This window comes from Caldimonas sp. KR1-144, assembly GCF_049446155.1.
GTDB lineage: Bacteria > Pseudomonadota > Gammaproteobacteria > Burkholderiales > Burkholderiaceae_C > Rivibacter.
Genome location: NZ_JBMSEE010000001.1, coordinates 357012 through 374990 on the forward strand (window position 1 = coordinate 357012; position 17979 = coordinate 374990).

20 protein-coding genes and 2 tRNA genes are annotated in these 17979 nt (G+C 68.2%); 8 read left to right on the forward strand and 14 right to left on the reverse strand.

Annotation, left to right across the window (positions count from 1 at the left end; translation table 11 throughout):
• Positions 1-23 precede the first annotated feature (23 nt).
• Entirely contained in the window at positions 24-1001 is a 978-nt protein-coding gene (locus tag ACO2TI_RS01800) for a Bug family tripartite tricarboxylate transporter substrate binding protein (protein ID WP_423281715.1), read from the reverse strand.
• 149 nt (positions 1002-1150) lie between these two features.
• Between ACO2TI_RS01800 and ACO2TI_RS01805 the strand changes: the two genes are divergently transcribed.
• Genes ACO2TI_RS01805 through acnA form a run of 3 tightly spaced genes read left to right on the forward strand, consistent with a single transcriptional unit; the run spans position 1151 to position 4553 of the window.
• Positions 1151-1396 carry an AbrB/MazE/SpoVT family DNA-binding domain-containing protein gene (locus ACO2TI_RS01805; protein ID WP_423281716.1) on the forward strand — a complete coding sequence of 82 codons (246 nt, stop codon included), beginning with the start codon at positions 1151-1153 and terminating at the stop codon, positions 1394-1396.
• The gene (locus ACO2TI_RS01810) at positions 1393-1803 is read left to right on the forward strand and encodes a PIN domain-containing protein (protein ID WP_423281717.1); all 411 of its coding nucleotides are present in this window, start codon (positions 1393-1395) and stop codon (positions 1801-1803) included. The genes ACO2TI_RS01805 and ACO2TI_RS01810 overlap by 4 nt, the downstream gene beginning before the upstream one ends.
• Positions 1804-1844: 41 nt before the next feature.
• Positions 1845-4553, forward strand: coding sequence for an aconitate hydratase AcnA (gene acnA / locus ACO2TI_RS01815; RefSeq protein WP_423281719.1), 2709 nt, complete (start codon positions 1845-1847; stop codon positions 4551-4553).
• A 74-nt stretch (positions 4554-4627) separates the two neighbouring features.
• On the opposite strand, the gene ACO2TI_RS01820 is transcribed toward acnA, so the two are convergent.
• Genes ACO2TI_RS01820 through ACO2TI_RS01830 form a run of 3 tightly spaced genes read right to left on the reverse strand, consistent with a single transcriptional unit; the run spans position 4628 to position 6295 of the window.
• Positions 4628-4984, reverse strand: a complete 357-nt coding sequence (locus tag ACO2TI_RS01820) for an ArsC family reductase (RefSeq protein WP_423281720.1) — start codon at positions 4982-4984, stop codon at positions 4628-4630.
• A 13-nt stretch (positions 4985-4997) separates the two neighbouring features.
• Positions 4998-5531, reverse strand: coding sequence for a hypothetical protein (locus ACO2TI_RS01825; RefSeq protein WP_423281721.1), 534 nt, complete (start codon positions 5529-5531; stop codon positions 4998-5000).
• A 59-nt stretch (positions 5532-5590) separates the two neighbouring features.
• Positions 5591-6295 carry an SDR family NAD(P)-dependent oxidoreductase gene (locus ACO2TI_RS01830; protein WP_423281722.1) on the reverse strand — a complete coding sequence of 235 codons (705 nt, stop codon included), beginning with the start codon at positions 6293-6295 and terminating at the stop codon, positions 5591-5593.
• Positions 6296-6423: 128 nt separating this feature from the next.
• Here ACO2TI_RS01830 and ACO2TI_RS01835 point away from each other — a divergent pair, with 128 nt between their 5' ends.
• Positions 6424-6804, forward strand: coding sequence for a hypothetical protein (locus ACO2TI_RS01835; protein WP_423281723.1), 381 nt, complete (start codon positions 6424-6426; stop codon positions 6802-6804).
• A gap of 76 nt (positions 6805-6880) precedes the next feature.
• On the forward strand, positions 6881-7390 hold the full coding sequence (locus tag ACO2TI_RS01840; protein ID WP_423281724.1) for a hypothetical protein: 510 nt from the start codon (positions 6881-6883) through the stop codon (positions 7388-7390).
• An 87-nt stretch (positions 7391-7477) separates the two neighbouring features.
• Here the strand turns inward: ACO2TI_RS01840 and ACO2TI_RS01845 are convergent, their stop codons facing one another.
• From ACO2TI_RS01845 to tolB, 10 genes are all read right to left on the reverse strand, one after another.
• A complete protein-coding gene (locus ACO2TI_RS01845) occupies positions 7478-9601 on the reverse strand; it encodes a sodium:solute symporter family protein (RefSeq protein ID WP_423281725.1) in 2124 nt (707 codons plus the stop codon).
• Between the two features lies 1 nt (position 9602).
• The gene (locus ACO2TI_RS01850) at positions 9603-9860 is read right to left on the reverse strand and encodes a DUF4212 domain-containing protein (RefSeq protein WP_423281726.1); all 258 of its coding nucleotides are present in this window, start codon (positions 9858-9860) and stop codon (positions 9603-9605) included.
• A 77-nt stretch (positions 9861-9937) separates the two neighbouring features.
• Positions 9938-10516, reverse strand: a complete 579-nt coding sequence (locus tag ACO2TI_RS01855; protein ID WP_423281727.1) for a tetratricopeptide repeat protein — start codon at positions 10514-10516, stop codon at positions 9938-9940.
• A complete protein-coding gene (locus ACO2TI_RS01860; RefSeq protein WP_423281728.1) occupies positions 10507-10803 on the reverse strand; it encodes a hypothetical protein in 297 nt (98 codons plus the stop codon). Before ACO2TI_RS01860 ends, ACO2TI_RS01855 begins: the two co-directional genes overlap by 10 nt.
• Before the next feature lie 178 nt (positions 10804-10981).
• Positions 10982-11057 (reverse strand) — tRNA-Lys (locus ACO2TI_RS01865).
• A 53-nt stretch (positions 11058-11110) separates the two neighbouring features.
• A tRNA-Lys gene (locus ACO2TI_RS01870) sits at positions 11111-11186 on the reverse strand.
• Between the two features lie 38 nt (positions 11187-11224).
• Positions 11225-12016 (reverse strand): tRNA threonylcarbamoyladenosine dehydratase, encoded by a 792-nt coding sequence (locus ACO2TI_RS01875; protein WP_423281729.1) that lies wholly within the window; start codon positions 12014-12016, stop codon positions 11225-11227.
• Complete coding sequence (ybgF, locus tag ACO2TI_RS01880) at positions 12013-12783, reverse strand: tol-pal system protein YbgF (protein WP_423281730.1); 771 nt, start codon at positions 12781-12783, stop codon at positions 12013-12015. Before ybgF ends, ACO2TI_RS01875 begins: the two co-directional genes overlap by 4 nt.
• Before the next feature lie 5 nt (positions 12784-12788).
• Entirely contained in the window at positions 12789-13340 is a 552-nt protein-coding gene (gene pal / locus ACO2TI_RS01885) for a peptidoglycan-associated lipoprotein Pal (protein WP_423281731.1), read from the reverse strand.
• A gap of 53 nt (positions 13341-13393) precedes the next feature.
• Positions 13394-14701 carry a Tol-Pal system beta propeller repeat protein TolB gene (gene tolB, locus ACO2TI_RS01890; RefSeq protein WP_423281732.1) on the reverse strand — a complete coding sequence of 436 codons (1308 nt, stop codon included), beginning with the start codon at positions 14699-14701 and terminating at the stop codon, positions 13394-13396.
• 204 nt (positions 14702-14905) lie between these two features.
• Between tolB and msbA the strand changes: the two genes are divergently transcribed.
• From msbA to ACO2TI_RS01905, 3 genes are all read left to right on the forward strand, one after another.
• Positions 14906-16642 (forward strand): lipid A export permease/ATP-binding protein MsbA, encoded by a 1737-nt coding sequence (gene msbA, locus ACO2TI_RS01895; protein ID WP_423281733.1) that lies wholly within the window; start codon positions 14906-14908, stop codon positions 16640-16642.
• Positions 16643-16671: 29 nt separating this feature from the next.
• Positions 16672-17262, forward strand: coding sequence for a peroxidase-related enzyme (locus ACO2TI_RS01900; RefSeq protein ID WP_423281734.1), 591 nt, complete (start codon positions 16672-16674; stop codon positions 17260-17262).
• A 206-nt stretch (positions 17263-17468) separates the two neighbouring features.
• Entirely contained in the window at positions 17469-17978 is a 510-nt protein-coding gene (locus tag ACO2TI_RS01905) for a hypothetical protein (protein WP_423281736.1), read from the forward strand.
• Position 17979: the final 1 nt, after the last annotated feature.

Below are 17979 nucleotides of genomic sequence, written 5' to 3' on the forward strand. Positions count from 1 at the left end.
AGCCCGCCATCGGCGGGCTTTGTTCATTGCGGCTGGAAGCCGCTGTCCTTGATGATCTTCGCCCAGGTCTGGCTGTAGGCGCGCTCGCGGATGGCGAGCTGCGACGAGGGCATGAATTCGACCGTGAGGCCCATCGTCGAGAGACGCTCGCGCACGTCGGGCTTGGCGATCACCTTGGCGAGGGCGGCCGAGAAGGCGTCGAGCGAGGCCTTGGGCGTGCCGGCGGGCGCGAAGAAGGCGTAGTACGGCACGTCCTCGAAGCCGGCGACGCCGAGCTCGGCCAAGGTCGGCACGTCGGGCATCGCCGCCTGGCGCGCGCCACCCAGCACCGCGACCACGCGGACCTTGCCGTGGCGGTGGTTCTCGATCAGGTCGGGCACCGAGCCGATGCCCGCGGCGATCTGGTTGCCCAGCATGTCCTGCATCATCGGTGCGCTGCCGCGGTAGGGCGCGGCGACGAGGTCGAGCTGGAACTTGCGGCCGATCACGCCGACCAGGAATTCGGGCACCGAGGCCGGTGCCGGCACGCCCACCGTGCCCTTGCCTGCGCCTGCGCTCTTCACCCACGCCGCGTACTCCGCCATGCTCTTGGCCGGCGTGCCGCCCGAGACCGCGAAGGCATTGACGAAGCTCGCGAAGCCGGCCACCGGCACGAAGTCGTGCGACGGATCGAAGCCGGGCTGCTTCACCACCAGCGGCAGGATCGAGATCGTGTGGTCGTGCGAGATGAAGAAGGTCGTGCCGTCCGGCGCGGAGACCTTGAGCGCCTGCGCAGCGAGCTGGCCGCCGGCGCCGGGCTTGTTCTCGACGATGACCGGCGCGCCGAGTTCGTCCTTGAGCTTCTCGGCCAGCACCCGCGCGATCGCGTCGGTGCCGCCGCCGGCCGGAAAGCCGACCAGGATGCGCACCGGGCGCCCTTCGGCATGCACGGTCAGCGCCGCGGCGGCCATCAACAGCGCCGCGAACGCGCGCCAGGGTCGAATCGTCTTGGTCCGGAACATGCAATGCCTCCTCGAAGGGTCCTGGGTTCGGCGCCGCACGCTATCAGCGCGCGCCGCGCCGTCAAGTCCTGTCTGCAGGCGCGCGAATTCTCCTGGAGTACGCATCGTTCGGTACGTATAATTCATGCATACCGACTCCGGAGCCGCGCATGGAAGCCACCGTCGCCGAACGCGGGCAGATCACCCTGCCCAAGGCCGTGCGCGACGCGCTCGGGCTGACCAAGGGCACCACGCTCAAGGTCGAGCTCGACGGCAGCCGCATCATCCTGCGCAAGAACGTCGACGACGCGATCTCGCGTGCGCGGGGCCGCTTCAAGCTCGACGGCTTCGCCGACACCGACGAAGCGATGCGCGCCGTGCGCGGCGGCACGCCGGGCGACAGCGAGTCCGCATGATCGCCGCCGACTCCGCCGTGCTGATCGACCTGCTGGCCGGCAGCGAGCGCGCCGACACGGCCGAGGCCGCGCTACGCGACGCGCTGTCGCGCGGGCCGGTCGTCGTGTGCGACGTGGTCGTCGTCGAGGTCTGCAGCTCGCTGCGCGATGGTGATCTGGCCATGCAGGTGCTCGAGGAACTGGGCATCCGCTACAGCCCGGTCGAGCGCAAGGCGGCGCTGCGCGCCGGCGAGATGCAGCGCCGCTGGCGCGCGCGTCGCGCCGCGGGCGAGCGCGAGCGCGGCGTCTCGGATTTCGTCGTCGGTGCGCATGCCCTGCTTCAGTGCGACGCGCTGATCACGCGCGATGCCACGTTCTTTCGCGACTACTTCAAAGGGCTGAAGGTCATCGAACCGAAAGCCGCCTGAGTCACACTCCACCCCCGCCACCCACAACACAAGGCAGCCCCATGTCACACGCCTACGCAAAGACGCTCAAGTCGTTCAAGACCGCCTCCGGCAAGGAAGGCCAGTACTACTCGCTGCCCGCGCTCGGCAAGGAGCTCGGCGTCGACGTGTCGCGCCTGCCGGTGTCGATCCGCATCGTGCTCGAGAGCGTGCTGCGCAACTGCGACGGCAAGAAGGTCACCGCCGAACACGTCAAGCAGCTCGCGAAGTGGGCGCCGGTGGCCGAGCGCGTCGACGAGATCCCGTTCGTGGTGGCGCGCGTGGTGCTGCAGGACTTCACCGGCGTGCCGCTGCTGGCCGACCTGGCCGCGATGCGCAACGTCGCCGCCAAGATGGGCAAGAACCCCAAGTCGATCGAGCCGCTGGTGCCGGTGGACCTGGTGGTCGACCACTCGGTGATGATCGACCACTTCGGCGACAAGAAGGCGCTGGACCTCAACATGAAGCTGGAGTTCCAGCGCAACGAGGAGCGCTACCAGTTCATGAAGTGGGGCATGGACGCGTTCGACACCTTCGGCGTCGTGCCCCCGGGCTTCGGCATCGTGCACCAGGTCAACCTCGAGTACCTGGCGCGCGGCGTGCACAAGACGAAGGGCGGCGTCTACTACCCCGACACCCTGGTCGGCACCGACAGCCACACGACGATGATCAACGGCATCGGCGTGGTCGGCTGGGGCGTGGGCGGCATCGAGGCCGAGGCCGGCATGCTCGGCCAGCCGGTTTACTTCCTGACGCCGGACGTCGTGGGCTTCGAGCTCACCGGCAAGCTGCGCGAAGGCGTGACGGCGACCGACCTGGTGCTCACCGTCACCGAGATCCTGCGCAAGCACAAGGTGGTGGGCAAGTTCGTCGAGTTCTTCGGCGAAGGCACCAAGACGCTCGCCCTGCCCGATCGCGCCACGATCGCCAACATGGCGCCCGAGTACGGCGCGACGATGGGCTTCTTCCCGGTCGACGAGAAGACGATCGACTACTTCCAGGGCACCGGCCGCACCAAGGCCGAGATCGAGGCCTTCGAGGCCTACTTCAAGGCGCAAAAGCTCTTCGGCGTGCCGGGCGCCGGCGAGATCGACTACAGCTCGGTGGTCAAGCTCGACCTGGGCACCGTGGCGCCGTCGCTGTCGGGCCCGAAGCGTCCGCAAGACCGCATCGAACTGGGCAACGTGAAGTCGCAGTTCAGCTCGCTGTTCAGCAAGCCTGCGGCCGAGAACGGCTTCAACCAGCCGGCCGACAAGCTCGCCCAAAGCTTCACCACCGCCGACGGCATCGAGATCAAGAACGGCGACGTGCTGATCGCCGCCATCACCTCGTGCACCAACACCAGCAACCCGGGCGTGCTGCTGGCCGCGGGCCTGTTGGCCAAGAAGGCGGTCGAGGCCGGCCTCAAGGTCAAGAAGCATGTCAAGACCTCGCTCGCCCCGGGATCGCGCATCGTCACCGAGTACCTCGAGAAGGCGGGCCTGCTGCCCTACCTCGAGAAGCTGGGCTTCAACGTCGCCGCCTACGGCTGCACGACCTGCATCGGCAACGCCGGCGACCTGACGCCGGAGATCAACGAAGCCATCACCAAGAACGACCTGGTCTGCGCGGCCGTGCTTTCGGGCAACCGCAACTTCGAGGCGCGCATCCACCCGAACCTGAAGGCCAACTTCCTCGCCTCGCCGCCGCTGGTCGTCGCCTACGCGATCGCCGGCAACGTCACCAAGGACCTGATGACCGAGCCGGTCGGCAAGGGCAAGGGCGGGCGCGATGTCTTCCTGGGCGACATCTGGCCGACCAGCGAAGAGATCTACAAGCTGATGAAGTTCGCGATGGACGGCAAGGCGTTCAAGAAGAACTACGACAAGGTCAAGAACGACCCGGGCAAGCTGTGGGAGAAGATCAAGGGCGTCAAGGGCAACGTCTACACGTGGCCCAAGAGCACCTACATCGCCGAGCCGCCGTTCTTCCAGGACTTCGCGATGCAGCCCAAGCAGGCCGATGCCGGCGTCAAGGGCGCTCGCATCATGGGCCTGTTCGGCGACTCGATCACCACCGACCACATCTCGCCCGCCGGTTCGTTCAAGGAAACCACGCCCGCGGGCAAGTACCTGCTCGACAACGGCGTGATGAAGGCCGACTTCAACAGCTACGGCTCGCGCCGCGGCAACCATGAGGTCATGATGCGCGGCACCTTCGCCAACGTGCGCATCAAGAACCTGATGCTGCCGGCCAAGGCCGACGGCTCGCGCGAGGAAGGCGGCTACACGCTGTACCAGCCCACCGGCGAAAAGCTCGCGATCTACGACGCCGCGATGAAGTACATCGACGCGGGCGTGCCGACCGTGATCTTCGGTGGCGAGGAGTACGGCACCGGCTCGTCGCGCGACTGGGCCGCCAAGGGCACGCAGCTCCTGGGCATCAAGGCCGTGGTGGCCAAGAGCTTCGAGCGCATCCACCGCTCGAACCTGGTCGGCATGGGGGTGCTGCCGCTGCAGTTCAAGGCCGGGGACTCGTGGGAAAGCCTGGGCCTCAAGGGCGACGAGCTGATCGACATCGAGCTCGGCGCGGAGATCAAGCCGCAAAGCGACGCCACGCTGGTGATCACCAAGGCCGACGGCTCGAAGAAGAAGGTCAAGCTGACGCTTCGCATCGACACGCCGATCGAGGTCGACTACTACAAGCACGGCGGCATCCTGCCCTTCGTGCTGCGCCAGCTGCTCGCCGCCTGATCGATCGCGCCGACAAGGCGCAAGGGCCGCAGACCCGCGAAGGTCTGCGGCCCTTTTTCATGTGCAGCCGGCGCTCAGTCTTCGGCCAGGTGGCTGGCAAAGGCCTTGGCGTCGAAGCCTACGGTCACCGCGCCGCTGGGCCAGTCGATCACCGGCCGCTTGATGACGCTGGACTGCTCGCGCATCAAGGCGGCCGCGCTGGGCGCATCGGTCACGCGCGCCTGCACGGCGGGGTCGAGCTTGCGCCAGGTCGTGCCCTGGCGGTTGAGCAGACGCTCCCAGCCGACCGCGGCAAGCCAGCGCGCGAGGGCGTCCTCGGGCACGCCGGCCTTCTTGAAATCGTGGAAGCGATAGGCAATGCCGGCCTCGTCGAGCCAGGCGCGTGCCTTCTTGACCGTGTCGCAATTCGGAATGCCATAGAGCGTCGTCATCGGGGCCTGCGCATCAGAAAGGGAAGAAATCGTTCTCGCACATCGGGTCGCTGTTGTGGCCCAGCTCGGCAACCTTGCCGGACGTGTCGATGCTCACCTGGTACCAGATGCAAAACGGCGTGTCGTAGCGGTAGGACCAGAGGCGGTGCTGCTGGCGCGAGAGGTAGCGCGTCTCGGAGGGATGGCCGATCGTGCTGAGCACCTCGTCGGCCGTCATGCCGATGCGCAGCTGCAGGAACTTGGCTTCGGTCAGCACCTGCTCGACTTGCAGCAGGCGGTCGCCGGCATCGAAGTCCAGCATGTAGGTGTGCTTGCCGTAGGGGCCGCGCGCAAACTCGAGCCGCTGCCCGCCCGACGGCAAGGCATAGCGGCCCGTCGGCGGCCCGAGCTGCGCAACCGCCTGGGCGCTGCTGGCCCCCGCAGGCAAGCCGCCGGGACCGTAGCTGTGGGCGCAGCCGCCCAGCAGTCCCACGGCCATGGCGGCGAGCATCGACCAGCGCAGAACGGGGACGCTGCGAGAGTGGATCGATTCGCGAGAACGGCTCATGGCCGCAAGTCTGTCACGGCAAGCATCCGCACGCGCGTCGGGGATGCCGAGCCCCGTGCTCACAGTCGGCCCGTCACCGGGATGCCGGCGCCGGTGATCGCGCGCGATGCCGGCGAGAGCAGAAAACCCACCACATCGGCCACCGCGTCCGGCGTCACCCAGCGGCTCGTGTCGGCCTGCGGCATCTCGCGACGATTGGCCGGCGTGTCGATGATGCCGGGCAGCACGGCATTGACGCGCAGGCCGCGGTCCTTGCCCTCCTCGGCCAGCGCCTCGGTGAGCCGCAGCACGCCGGACTTGGCGGCCGCGTAGGCGCCCATCCCGGCGCCGGCGCGCGCGGCTGCCGCGGCGCCCACATTGACGATCGCACCCGCCGGCGACGCCAGCAGCCAGGGCAGCGCCGCGCGGCTCATGTGCAGCGCCGTCTTCACGTTCATCGCGAACATCTGGTCCCAGGCGCCGGGGTCACCCGCCTCGATGGTCTGCCAGCGAAACCCGCCGGCAATGTTGACCAGCGCATCGATGCGGCCGAAGGCGGCAGCGATGGCCTGCGCGCAGACCCGGGCCGCCTGTGCATCGCCGAGATCGATGCCGGCGTGCACGGCTGCCGGCGGCGCCGCGACGGCCAGATCGGCCGGCGCGGCCGGTGCCGCATCGACCAGCGCGACGCGCCAGCCGTCATCGGACAGCGAGCGCACGACCTGCCGACCCAGCGCCCCGAAGGCACCGGTGACCACGACCACGCGTTGTTCCTGCTGGGCCATCATGAACTCCCTTGCCGCGGCGACATCTTCGCGCGGGATTCTTGCAGCCCTTCGCGCCGCGCGGCGCCTGCCGGTGCGAAGATCGGCCACCGGCATGCCGCATGCCTGCCTGCGCCGAAGGTGTCGCGATGACGTCCGTGCAGAGAATCCAGCGCCACGGCTTTCGCAAGTGGTACGAGCGCGAGCTGCTGCAAAGCCACGCGCATCTCGTGATGCTGCTGTTGTCGGCGATCGCGCTCCTGGCCGGCGCCGAGGTCTACGACGCGCAGGCACCGATCGGCGACCAGTTCGTGCTGCTGCTGTGCGTGTCGGCCAGCGCGGTCATCGGCGTCTGGGCGCTGCGGCGCTACCTCTATCTGCTCAACCACGCCGAGTTCGTCGCCGACCAGGCGGTGTGCAGCGAGTGCCACGCCTATGCGCGCTGGGACCTGCTCGATTCGGGCGATGCCGGCACGCGCTTGCAGGTGTGCTGCCGCGGATGCGGCCATCGCTGGGAAATCTCGCTGTGAGGCGGCCGGCCCGGGCCGCCGCCTATTGCCAAGGCAGCCGCCGGCGGTAAGCTTGCGCCGCACTCTTTGCTGCCGCATGACGACCATCTATCGCAAGACCGCGCAAGGGCAAGCCGAGATCGACGTCCGCACGAGGCGCCTGTCGCCTCGCGTGCGCTCCGCGCTGATCATGGTCGACGGCAAGCGCAGCGACGACGAGCTGCTCAAGATGATTCCGCAAGCCGAGGAGGCCCTGAAGGAGCTGCTCGACGGCGGGCTGATCGAGGCCATCTCGGTGTCGCGCCCGGCCGTTGCCCCTGCGCCGGCGATGGCGACGCGCCCGGTCGACATCCCCGTCGCGGCCGCCCCTGCGGCGCCGGCTGTCGATGTGATCGCGGTACGCCGCGAAGCCGTGCGCGCGCTCAACGACCTGCTCGGCCCCCAGGCCGAAAGCCTTGCCATCAAGCTCGAGAAGGTGACCGACGTCAACGAACTGCGGATGCTGCTCGAGCGCGCCGTCACCTACATCAGCACCGCGCGCGGCGGCGGCCCGGCCGCTCAGTTCGCGAACCGCTTCCTGAGCAAGCTGGAGCCGCCGCTCGGCTGAACGCCGGCGCGGCGCTCAGCCCCTCCCGCGACGAAAAAGGCCCCGCTCTTGCGAGCGGGGCCTTTGTTCATGAGGGCTCGGCGCGGCTTAGGCCTTCGCCAGCCTCAGTTCGGGATAGCGCACGTGCTCGACGAGTTCCTGCGTCTCCTTGCGGGGAGCTCCGGTCAGCAGGCTCACGATGATGATCACCGCGAAGCCCACCGGCACGCCGAACAGGCCGGCCGAGATCGGCTGGATGCCCCACCACAGCTCGATCGGGCTGGTCACGCCAAAGATGCCGCGCAACCAGGGCTGGGTCGTCACCATGTAGTAGAAGGTCACCCCCAGGCCGGCCACCATGCCCAGCGACGCGCCCCACTTGTTGGCGCGCTTCCAGAAGATGCCCAGCACCAGCGCGGGGAAGAACGCCGCGGCCGCGAACGAGAACGCTGCCGATACCAGGAACAGGATGTCCGCCGGCTTCTGCGCCGCCACCAGCGCCGCCAACAACGCGACGACCAGCAGCAAGGCCTTGGAGATCGCGACGCGCCGCGCGGTCGGGGCGTTGGGGTCGATCATCTTGTAGTACAGGTCGTGCGACAGCGCGTTGGCGATCGTCAGCAGCAGGCCGTCGGCGGTGGACAGCGCCGCGGCCAGGCCGCCCGCGGCCACCATGCCCGAGATCACGTACGGCAGGCCGCCGATGGCCGGCGTCGCGAGCACGATGATGTCGCCGCCGATCTTCATCTCGCCGAGCTGGAAGATGCCATCCTTGTTGACGTCGGCGACCGACAGCAACGCCGGGTCGACGCGCCCCCAGGCCGAGATCCATTCCGGGAGCTTGTCGAACGGCGTTCCCACCAGGGCCGTCAGCACCTCGTACTTGACCAGCACGGCCAGTGCCGGCGCGGTGAAGTACAGCAGGAAGATGAAGAACAGCGACCACGTCACCGATTCGCGCGCCTCCTTCACCGAGGGCGTCGTGTAGTAGCGCATCAGGATGTGCGGCAGCGCGGCCGTGCCGACCATCAGGCAGAACACCAGCGCGAGGAAGTTGCGCCGGGATTCGTCGTAGGTCTTCCTGGCCTTCTCGTCGCCGTTCGGATCGCCCGAGAAGATCTGCGCATGCGGCGGCATACCCGCCAGCGGCTTGGCACGCGCCTCGTTCGCGGTCTTCGCCGCGGCATAGGCCTTGTTGGCCGCCGCGAGGTCGGTCGGCAGCGACGCGAGCGCCTTCTCGGCCGCCTGGATGTCGGCCACCGGCGCGTTGGCCGCCTTCAGGTCGGCGAGCTTCTTCTCGGCGGCCGCCTTGTCGGCGGCCATCGCGGCGGGCACGTCCTTGAGCTTGGCGGCGGCCTCGTCGGCGCGCTGCTTGAAGATCGCGATGACCTCCTGCTCCTTCGGGTCGGCCTTGAGCCGGTTCTCGGCCTCGGTGACCTTCTGCAGCTGCATGCCGTAGATCGCCTGCGGCAGCGGGATGCTGGTCTGCTTCACCGACAGCCACACCACCGGCACCAGGTAGGCAATGATCAGGATGATGTACTGCGCCACCTGCGTCCACGTCACCGCGCGCATGCCGCCGAGGAACGAGCACACCAGGATGCCGCCCAGGCCGACGAAGATGCCAACCTCGAATGCGAGGCCGGAAAGGCGGGTCGTGATCAGCCCCACGCCGTAGATCTGCGCCACCACGTAGGTGAAGGAGCACAGGATCGCCGCGACAATGCCGATGAAGCGCGGCAGATTGCCTTCATAACGCGCGCCGAGGAAGTCGGGGATCGTGAACTGGCCGAACTTGCGCAGATAGGGCGCGAGGAACAGCGCCACCAGGCAGTAGCCGCCGGTCCAGCCCATGATGAAGGCCAGGCCGCCGTAACCGGTGAGGTAGAGCGTGCCCGCCATGCCGATGAACGAGGCGGCGCTCATCCAGTCGGCGCCGGTGGCCATGCCGTTGTAGACCGCCGGCACGCGGCGTCCGGCCACGTAGTACTCGGCCGCGTCGGTGGTGCGGCTCATGATGCCGATGCCGGCATACAGGGCCACGGTCGCGATCAGGAAGATGAAGCCGATCCAGTTGCGCGGCAGGCCCATCTGCTCGAGCACCGCCAGGACCAGGATGAAGGCGATGAAGCCGCCGGTGTACCAGCCGTACACCTTGTGGAGCTGGCTCTTGAACGCCCGGTTGTCGGCGGCAGCGGTGCTGGCGCCATGTTCGAAGGTCATGCCGGCCATGTCATTCCTCCTCGTGGACGCCGTACTCCTGGTCCAGCCGGTTCATGACCCGCGCGTAGTACCAGATGATCAGGCAGTAGACGATCAGCGCGCCCTGCGCCGCCACCCAGAAGCTGAAGGGCCAGCCGAAGAAGGTGAAGTTCAGCTCGCGGGCGAAGTAGCCCACGACGAAGGTCACCACGAACCAGATCGCCAGCAGGACGCCGGTGATCCGCAGGTTCCTTCGCCAGTACTCTCGGTGTCGCTCGGTCAGTTGCATTGCAGTTGCCTCCAACGTTGTCACCGGGTGCTCACTGGGCACCCTCCAAACCGCCGTGACGAACTGCAATCGCAGTCTTACGGCGCCAGCCCGGTCTCGCGCTGCAGTTGAGCCGCGACCTTGGGTTCGAATCCCTGGAGATGGCGAATGACCTTGCGCGCCGCCTCAGGGTCCTTGCGATCCACGTGCACCCGGGCCAGCTGGTACCAGCCATAGGGGCTCATGGGCTGAAGCTCGGTGTTGCGCTTGAGCGCCATCACCGCCTCGTCGAACCGTTGCTGGCGAATGAGCGCCAGGCCCAGGCCGTACCAGGCCCGGTCGAGCTTGTCGTCGAGTGCCACGGCGCGACGAAACGCAGCCTCGGCCTCCTCGACGCGATCGGCCTCCTCGAGCAGGAAGGCGAGGTTGAACCAGTCGGCGGCGCTGCGCATCGGATGGCGGTCGACCAAGGCCTGCGCGTCGGCGATGGCATCGTCGCGCCGACCGAGCTGCGCGCGCACGTGGGCGCGGCTGGCCAACGCATAGGGGTCGTCCGGCCATCGCTCGAGCATCTGGCCGAACACGGCCTCGGCCGCCTCGCGCCGGCCGAGCAGCAGCAGCGCGACCGCGCGCGCCTTCAGGCGCCAGGCATCGAAGCCGCGGCGCTTCACTGACACAGATGCACCCCGATCCGGATGCAGTGATTGATCTTCTCGAAGCTCACCACTGCATAGGCAATGAGCAGCAGCAAGAAAGTCACCACCGGCACATGCTGGTCGGCCACGCGTGCCGGCGTCATCTTGCGCACGACGACGGTGAACGGCTTCGAAAGCAGCTGCAGCAGCTGGTAGAACACATTCGATTGGCGACGCGAGCCCGCCAGCACGAAGAGCAAGCCCTGCCCGGCCAGGGCCAGCAGGGGGATGTACAGCAGCAGCTGCGCGAGGTTCAGAAAGGTCAGCATCGCAGACGCGACTTTCCTTTCGGGCCCCTTACTTGTTTCTTACAGAAACTGACGGCCTAGCGATAGCCCGCCTGGGAATTACCCTTTGATGGCTGCGCGCGATGATGCCCGGCGCGGGCGCGCAGGCCCGCAAATGCACAAGGCCCGGCAGCTTGCGCTGCCGGGCCTTGTGACTGACTGGTGGGCCCTGAGTGACTCGAACACTCGACCTACGGATTAAGAGTCCGCTGCTCTACCAACTGAGCTAAGAGCCCTGAAACTTTTCTTGTCCCACCGGCAATCTACTGGCTGCCGCTGGATAGATCGCTGGTGGGTTGTGCAGGGATCGAACCTGCGACCAACAGATTAAAAGTCTGCTGCTCTACCGACTGAGCTAACAACCCGGCGAGCCCGCCATTATAGCCACGTGTTTCGTAACCGATCAAGCCTTTGCGGTGCGATCGCGAATGCAGCGCTCGATGGCGACGCTGGCCGCAACCAGGCCGAAGGTCGCGGTCACGCTGACTGAGGATCCGTAGCCATGGCAGTTGAGGCTGCCGTCGACGTCGCACTCGCCCTCGGGGCGCTTCACGGCCTCGCGCGAATAGACGCAGCTCAGGCCGATCGGTCCCGTGCGCGCGGCGCCGTGCTGGCGCCGCAACTGCTGGCGCAGCGAGGCCAGCAACGGGTCGTGAGTCACGTTCGCGAGATCGTCGACCGCCACGGCATGCGCCTGGCGCTTGCCGCCGGCCGCGCCGCACAGGACCACCGCCGCGCCATGCGCTAGCGCCCACGCCGCGATCGCTGCCTTGGCGGCGCGCTGGTCGCAGGCGTCGATGACCACGTCCACGGCAGCAGGCAGCAACGACGGCCAGTTGCCCGGCTCGACGAACTCCTCCACCTCGTGCACGCGGCACGACGGATGAATCTGCGCGATGCGCTCGGCCAGCGCGCGCACCTTGGCCTGCCCGAGCGTCGACTCGAGCGCATGGACCTGCCGGTTGATGTTGGATTCGGCGACGTGGTCGAGATCGATCAGCGTCAGCTCGGCCACGCCGCTGCGCGCCAATGCCTCGGCGGCCCAGGAACCCACGCCGCCGACGCCGACGACCGCGATGCGCGCGGCGCGCAGGCGTTCGTAGCCTTCATCGCCGTAGAGACGCCGCAGACCGCCGAAGCGGCGCTCGAGGTCCGCGGCCTCGCCGGCCGCGGGGGCCAGCGCCGCGACGCTCACTTGAGCGCCGCCAGGCGCTGCCGGCCGGCCTGCGCGGCTTCCGACTTCGGGTAGGCCTTCTGCAGGTCGTCGAGCGTCTTGCGGGCGGACTTGATGTCCTTGAGCTCGATCTGGCAATTGGCGATCGCCAGCATCGCCTCGGGCGCCTTGGGGTGGTCCGGGCTGTTGTTCACCAGCGCACGGAAGGTGTTGATCGCATCGCGATAGTCGCGCTTGCCGTACAGCGCATTGCCGAGCCAGTACTGGGCGCTGGGGCCGTAGCCGCTGGACGGGTAGCGGCGCTGGAACGCCGAGAACGCCGAACCGGCGCCGGCGAAGTCGCCGCCGCGCAGCTGCGCCAGCGCTTCGTTGAACTGGCGCGTCTCCTCGGGGTCGGCGAGGAACTCGACGCCGTCGACACTGACCTTCTGCGGCTCGAGCTTGCGAAGCCGGTCGTCGATGCCCTGCTGCACGTCTTTCTGGCGGCGCTGCAGGTCGGAGACGTCGCGCTGCAGCTGCTCGTTGATGCCGCGCAGCCGCGCGATCTCGGCGCGCAGCTGCTCGATCGTCGCATTGAGCTCAAGCAGGCCGCCTCGCATGCCGTTGACCTGCTCGGCCAGCTCGGCGTCCTTCTTGCGCTGCGCCTCGCCGGTCTGGTCGATGCGCGAACGCAGGTCGAGGATCGCGCGGCGCGCCTCCTCGTCGTCGAACAAGCCCGCTTGCGCGGGCAGCACGGCGACGAGCGACAGCGCCGCGAGCGTTGATCTCAGCAAGGGCGCGGCGCGCATGGCAATCAACGCTCGCGCAGTTCGGCGCGGCGGTTCTTGGCCCAGGCGGCTTCGTCATGGCCGGTGTCGGCAGGACGCTCCTTGCCGTAGCTCACGGCCTCGAGCTGGCCATCCTGCACGCCCAGCAGGCTCAGCGATCGAACCACCGCTTCGGCGCGCTTCTGGCCGAGCGCCAGGTTGTACTCGCGGCCGCCGCGCTCGTCCGTGTGGCCTTCGACGACGACCTTCTTCTTGCGGTCGGCGTTCATCAGCTTGGCGTAGCTGTCGACCAGCGGGCGGAACTCGTCCTTGACGACGTAGCTGTCGAAGTCGAAGTAGACGACCTTGCCGAGTTTGCTCCACGCCGCGGCGTTCTGCGCCGCCAGGTCCACGTTGGCGACCTGCGACGCCGGAGCACCGGTGCCGCCGTTGCCGGCGCCGGCGGCGCCGCTCGTGCTGCGGTTCTCGACCGGGGGTTGGTCCAGCTTGACGTCCGAGGCGCAGCCGCCGAGCAGGAGCGCCGCAGCGGCAGCCGCGATGGCGAGCGGCGTGGAGGTCAACGACTTCAGCATGTTCATATGGGTCATTCCCTTCGTACGAAATCAAAAAACCGGGGCGCCTGGCCGTGTCGTCAGCGGCCGAACGGGCCCCAGACCGGTTCGCGGACATCGGCTTGCGTCGACACGAGCCGCGCCTTGATCTTGCCGTCGAGCGTGGTCGTCATGAGGACGTCGCGGCCCTGGGCGCGCGAGGCGTAGACGATCAGCTTTCCGTTGGGCGCGAAGCTGGGACTTTCGTCGTCGTTCGTGTCGCTCAAGGGGCGGGCGGTTCCGCTGGCGAGATCGAGCGCCTGCAGGCGGAACGCGCCGCCGTCGCGCGTGATGTAGGCCAGCGTCTTGCCGTCCGGGCTGATGGCCGGGCTGATGTTGTAGCTGCCGCCGAAGGTGACGCGTTCGGCGGCACCGCCAGCGGCCGGCATGCGATAGATCTGCGGACCGCCGCCGCGGTCGCTGACGAAGTAGATCGACTTGCCGTCGGGCGAGAACGCGGCCTCGGTGTCGATCGCTCCGCTGTTCGTGATGCGGCGCGGCTCGCCGCCGTCGCGGCCGATGAGGTAGAGCTGCGAGCCGCCGTCGCGCGTGAGCGTGACGGCCAGCTGGCGGCCGTCGGGTGACCACGCCGGCGCGCTGTTCGAGCCGCGAAAGGCCGCCAGCGTGCGACGCTTGCCGCTGGCGACTTCCTGCACGTAGACCACGGCCTTCTTCGCCTCGAACGAGACGTAGGCCACTTCGCGGCCGTCGGGCGACCAGGCCGGCGAGATGATCGGCTCCGGGCTGGCCAGCGCCGACTGGGCGCCTTCCCCGTCGGCGTCGGCGATCCACAGCGTGTAGCGCCCGCCACCCTTGGTGACGTAGGCGATGCGGGTCGAGAACACGCCCTTGTCGCCGGTGAGCTTCTCGTAGATGGCGTCGGCGATCTGGTGTGCTGCGAGACGAAGATCGGCGGCCGGCACGGCAAAGCTGGCGCCGCCGAGATCGCGGCCCTGGACCGTGTCCCACAGGCGGTAGCGCACGTCGAAGCGGCCGTCTGCCAGGCGCGTCACCGAGCCGGCCACCAGCGCGTCGGCGCCGCGGCCACGCCAGTCGCTCATGACCGGCTGCGCGCCTTCGTCGATGACGGCGCTGCTGGCGTCGATGGGCTTGAAGTAGCCGCTGCGCTCGAGGTCGGCGCGCACGATCGAGCCCACCGGCTGCGGTGCCTTGTCCTCGTCTCGAAAGCGCAGCGCGGCGATCGGCAGCTGGGTGGCGCCGACTCCGGAGATCTCGACGCGGAACTGGGCCAGCGCCGGAGCCAGCGCCGCGGCCAGCGGCAAGGCAACGAGGTGACGGCGTGAAAGGGAAACGGTGGCGCGAGGCGCGCGTGCGAGAGCGTCGGTCATCGGTCTGTCGTGCGGACTGCGACGGCGCAGCGAGAGCAGCGCGAGAGGATACCAGCGGCCCTGTGCGCGCCCGTCACGCCCCGGTGCAGAAAGTCGTGACACGGTGTTGCGGTCCGGCCCGGATTGTAGGCAGCGCCGGGCCTGGTGGGCGCAGGGCGGGCCGCATAATCCCGCGGCCGCGATGGGCGCGGCCCCACGCCACGCATGTTGAACCCCTCTCCGAGCATCCCTGAGCGCCTGCGCGAACTCCTTCCCTACTTCGGCGACTCGCGCTGGCCGTTCGCGGTGGCCGCGCTCGGCGCGGCGATCGGCGGCGCCTGCGAGGCCGCGTTCGCCCGGATGATGAAGCCGCTGCTCGACCAGGGCTTCCTGGCTCAGGGCTTTCCGCTGTGGGCGGTTCCACTGGCGATCATCGGCCTGTTCCTGGTGCGGGGCCTGGCCGGATTCGTGGTCGACTACTCGCTCGCCTGGGTTGCCAACCGCGGCACGCTGCGCATGCGCGGCGCGATGTTCTCGCGCCTGCTCGGCTCCAACCCGGCGCTGATGTCGCAGCAGACCTCGAGCAGCCTGATCAACACCGTCGTCTACGAACTGCAGTCGGGTGCCAACCAGCTGGTCAACGCGGCGCAGATCCTGATGAAGGACTCGCTGACCGTCGCGGCGCTGCTGGGCTATCTCGTCTGGGTGAATTGGCAGCTCACGCTGATGATCGCGCTGCTGTTTCCCTCGGTCGCCTGGGTCATGCGCGTGTTCGGCAAGCGCATGCACCGGCTCACGCGCGAGGGTCAGAAGGCCACCGACCAGCTCGCCTACGTCGTCGAGGAGAACGTGCTGGCCTGGCGGCTGGTGCGGCTGCACGACGCGGCGCCGCTGCAGCGCGAGCGCTTCGCGCGCGCGAGCGACGCGGTGCGCCGGCTGGTGATGAAGTCGACCGTGGCCTCCTCGGTGCTCACGCCGACCACGCAGCTGCTCACGGCCTGCGCGCTGTCGGCGGTCATCGTGCTGGCACTTTGGCAGGGTCGCGAACAAGGCAGCACGGTCGGCACCTTCGTGTCCTACATCGTCGCGATGGCCACGCTGATCAACCCGCTGCGCCGGCTGTCGGACGTGACCGCGCCGGTGACGCGCGGCCTGGCCGCCGTGCAGCGCGGCCTGGCGCTGGCCCACCACGCGCCTCAGGAAACCGGCGGCACGCATGCGCCGGCGACGGTGCACGGCCATCTGCTGCTGCGCGACGTGAGCCTGCGCTACAAGGACGACCAGCGCCCGGCGCTCGACGCCGTCACGCTCGACATTCCCGCCGGCAAGACCATCGCGCTCGTCGGCCCCTCGGGCGCCGGCAAGTCGACGCTCGTCAACATGCTGCCGCGCTTCCTCGAGCCCAGCGCGGGCGAGATCCGGCTCGACGGCGTGCCGCTGCCGCAGTGGGATCTGCGCGCGCTGCGCAGCCAGTTCGCGCTCGTGAGCCAGGAGGTCGTGTTGTTCAACGACACGATCGCCGCCAACGTGAGCTTCGGCGACACGCTGGACCGCGATCGCGTGATCCAGGCGCTGCGCGGCGCGAACCTGCTCGAGTACGTCGAGGCGCTGCCGCAGGGCCTGGACACGGTGATCGGCCACAACGGCCGCGAGCTGTCGGGCGGCCAGCGCCAGCGGCTGGCGATCGCGCGGGCGATCTACAAGAACGCGCCGATCCTGCTGCTCGACGAAGCCACCTCCGCGCTCGACACCGAAAGCGAACGCATGGTGCAGTCGGCGCTGGAGAAGCTGATGGCCGGGCGCACCTCGATCGTCATCGCGCACCGCCTGTCGACCATCGAGGCCGCCGACCGCGTGGTCGTGCTCGACGAAGGCCGCGTCATCGAGGAAGGCACACACGCCGAACTGATCGCGCGCGGCGGGCTCTTCTCGCGGCTTCACGCGTTGCAGTTCAATACCTGAGCGACCCAGTTCATCTCGAGGAGCCGCCGATGACCGCCCCCAAACCCATCAGCCGCTGGCCGGTGCCCGACCTGAACGCCCTGCCCGAGGACCTGCGCGAGAAGATCCTCGCGGTGCAGGAAAAGGCGGGCTTCGTGCCCAACATCTTTCTCGCGCTGGCGCACCGGCCCGACGAGTTCCGCGCCTTCTTCGCCTACCACGACGCGCTGCTGCTGCGCGACTCGGGCCTCAGCAAGGGCGAGAAGGAAATGATCATCGTCGCCACCAGCGGCGTGAACCGCTGCCTGTACTGCGTGGTCGCGCACGGCGCGATCCTGCGCATCTACGAAAAGAACCCGCTGATCGCCGACCAGCTCGCGACCAACCCCGCCAAGGCCGACCTCACGCCGCGCCAGCACGCGATGATCGATTTCGCGCTCAAGGTCTGCAGCGACGCGCAGAACATCGGCGATACCGACATCGCCGCCTTGCGCTCGCACGGCTTTTCCGACGACGACATCTGGGACATCGGCGGCATCACCGCGCTGTTCGGCCTCTCGAACCGCATGGCCAACCTGATGTCGTTGCGGCCGAACGAGGAGTTCTATCTGCTCGGGCGCGTACCCAAGAGCAAGGGCTGACGCCGTTCAAACGGACCAGGCAAGGGGCATCGCGGCAAGGCGATCGCCCCTTTCGTCTTTTGGCATGAACGACGCGCGCACCTTTTGACGGCTCGCACCATCGGTGATGCAAAGGTTGAGCAATGGGCCATCAAGTCTTGGTGTTGACAATCGAATTCATTCGAATACATTCGCAGTCAACCCAACCGATGTGAAGGCGAAGTGCCATGGCCGCGCACGCATCCCCCTCCACGATGGAACCGCTGTCGGCGCGGATTCCGAGCGACCTGTACCTATGGCTGGCGCAACTGCAGGTCGAGGGCGCGACGACCAACAGCGACAAGCTGCGCGTTCTCCTCGGCCAGCTCAAGCGTCAGCACGACGGCGCCCTGGACTACGTTGCCGCGCACGCCTGGGCACGCGATCTGACGGGCCGGTTGCGTGAAGCGCTGGTCCGCACGGAAGGACGAACGGGCAAACATTCGGAGGTCGTGAGCCTGCTGCTCGATCACTTGACAGCATGCGTCGCCTTGGTCGTGAGCCAAACTCCCGGCGACGAGATCGAGGCGACCAAGTTCGAGGATGCGCTCGTTCGTCGCGCATTCGCCCTGTGCGAAACCTTGCTGCGTCAAGGAACCACGCTGCATGCGGCGGCGTACGACCCCACCGTCGTGCGACGCTACATGAGTCAAGCGGTCGAACTGGCCGCCAACCTGCAGACTTCGAAAGGATCCTGAG